Raw genomic sequence first — 961 nt, forward strand, 5'->3', positions numbered from 1 at the left:
AAAGCCCGGGTGTTGCTGGCTGGTTTTAAAAACTCGGTTTAGTAGATCATAATTTTTAAAAAGCCAAGGGTTTGTAAGCGCATTCTCTGCTGTGATAGGCAACAAGCGAGAAGGGGTAGGATTAAATAAGTAAGGGGTGATTTTATGATTGTTATTTTGACCTAACAAGCTGATCTTTTCGCTGTTAAGTGTTGCAATCATTTGCTTATTCAGGGGAATAGAAAATTGTTGGGTTACTTTCTTACTACCACGTTGAGCGTGTAAGTTAATGCTTAATTGTGCTTGCTCGAGCGTTAGGTTTATTGCAAGTTTCTTATCTGCGATTAATGCACTTTTTATCTCAGGTGTCAGGGCTATTTGCTTTGCTTTAAAGTTATCGTAGCTTTGTGCATTTATAATTAAGTGACTGCCATCTTCAATAAGCAGCATCAGCAATTGATCATCACTTGCCTGCTCTTCACCAACAAAAGTACGGCGATATTTTTGGTTTTTTTGGTTACGCTTTCCTTGTAGTGCTATGCCAATTTTTCCTCGATGTAATTGAGCAGCTTCGAACTCGATTAGCGCGGCCACTTGGTGTTTATTTGCCACATCAATGAGCGAACTCGGCTTTGGAGCAGGAAAGTCCATGACTGGGTGATTAGCCGTTGAGGGGGGGGTAATATCTAACCGCGATAATGCCGTCGATTGAGTGTTACGTAGCCAGTAAGCGTTACCGTCTTGCTCCCAAGGGCCCGATACAATATGGAAGCTAGGCTGGATATTCTCTACAAAATCAGCAAAACCTTGTTCTATTTCCGACCAATTTTTAAAAGTACTCTTAAGCAGTGAGTTAGCTGTTGAAAGTGTGGCTTCGCTGTGTGGGTTCGCTAATCTGAGCTCTTCAATAAAGTGAGCAAAGTACTGTGCCCGTTCAGGAGAGCTTAAAAGGTAATGAATTATAAAAAAATTAAGTCCACGT

1 pseudogene is annotated in these 961 nt (G+C 41.1%); it reads right to left on the reverse strand.

Annotated elements, in window-relative coordinates:
* Positions 1–961: pseudogene (locus CWB80_RS22095) on the reverse strand (hypothetical protein); the annotation flags it as partial.

This window comes from Pseudoalteromonas sp. S1650 (assembly GCF_005887195.1).
In the GTDB taxonomy this organism is placed as follows: domain Bacteria; phylum Pseudomonadota; class Gammaproteobacteria; order Enterobacterales; family Alteromonadaceae; genus Pseudoalteromonas; species Pseudoalteromonas simplex.